The sequence below is a fragment of the Caballeronia sp. M23-90 genome (genome assembly GCF_053574605.1).
This window is the reverse complement of record NZ_JBSIPA010000828.1, coordinates 1-1,266: the sequence shown is the minus strand read 5'-3', so window position 1 is coordinate 1,266 and position 1,266 is coordinate 1. Positions and strand designations below refer to the sequence as shown.

Genomic DNA, 1,266 nt, shown 5'->3' with positions numbered 1-1,266 from the left:
TCGGCGGGAACGCGGGCGGGAACGACGCGTTCCGTCACGTTTGGCGGCAAGCCGGGCGTGACCATCGCGCCGGGTGGTCAGGTCGACAGCGATCCTGTGGCATTCAATATCGCTGCTTACCAGCCGCTGGCGGTGAGCACCTATATGGCTGAAGGTCAGAAACTGGCTGCGTGGCATCGGGTGGCAAGCCAGGTCAATTACATCTCGACGCCCGGCAACCATTCCGCCGATACCGACGCCTCCGCTTTCCGCACGCGCTTTACGCAATTCGTGTGGCTGACGAGCGTTGCCGTCGATACCGCCCCCGCGCAGACCCTTGTTGCCATTGGCGATTCCATCACCGACGGGATGCGTTCCACGCCTAACGCCAATCGCCGATGGACCGACGCACTCGCGCGCCGGCTTACCCAAAAGGGAATTGAAGGAACGGCGGTGGTCAACGCAGGAATCAGCGGCAATCGCTTGTTGAGCCCGTCGCCGTGTTACGGCGACGCCGTGCTGAGCCGCTTCGATCGCGATGCTTTGCGCCAGCCGGGCGTCCGGTCGGTGATCGTGCTGGTCGGCATCAACGACATCAATTTCCCTTCGATGCCCCCGCACGCCGGCCTCGATTGCGACGATCCCCACACGCCTGTCACGGCCGACTCGCTGCTGCGCGGCTACCAGCGGCTTATTGCCCAGGCGCACCAGCGCGGAGTGAGGATCTATGGCGCGACGCTTACGCCGGCCGCCTTGCCGCCCGAACGCGAGGCGATCCGCACCGCAGTGAACAATTCCATCCGGTCCAGCCGGGCGTTCGATGGCGTCGTCGACTTCGATCGCGCGCTGCGAGACCCGGATCACCCGGACAAACTGCAACGCCGCTATGACAGCGGTGACCACATCCATCCGAGCGACGCGGGATATGCCGCAATGTCGGAGGCGGTTCCTATCGAAGAAATGGGCCTTACGAGGTCCGCAGCCGGCGCCAAATAAGCTTCTTTTCAAATTATTTGAAGATGCTCTTGCCAGACCTGTGGGTATCGCCTATTATTCGCCTCCTTGTTTCTCAACGAGGGCCGCCAAGGAAACAGGCGGGCTCCAAAGTCGGTAAGTTTGAAAGCAAAACGCTCACAAACTTGTTGACAAGGGGAAAAAGATTCTACATAATCTCGTTTCTGTGCTGCAAACGCAGCGACGCGAAAGCGGTGGTGTTCTGAGGGATGGGATGCTGCGGTTTTGGTGAATGTTCTTTAAAAACTAACAGCCGATAAGTGTGGGCGCTTG

The 1,266-nt window shown here is 60.3% G+C and carries 1 protein-coding gene; it reads left to right on the top strand.

Annotated elements, in window-relative coordinates; all coding sequences use genetic code 11:
• A partial coding sequence (locus ACRXB1_RS36220) for an SGNH/GDSL hydrolase family protein (protein ID WP_449494795.1) occupies positions 1 to 975 on the top strand: 975 nt, incomplete at its 5' end.
• Positions 976 to 1,266 lie beyond the last annotated feature (291 nt).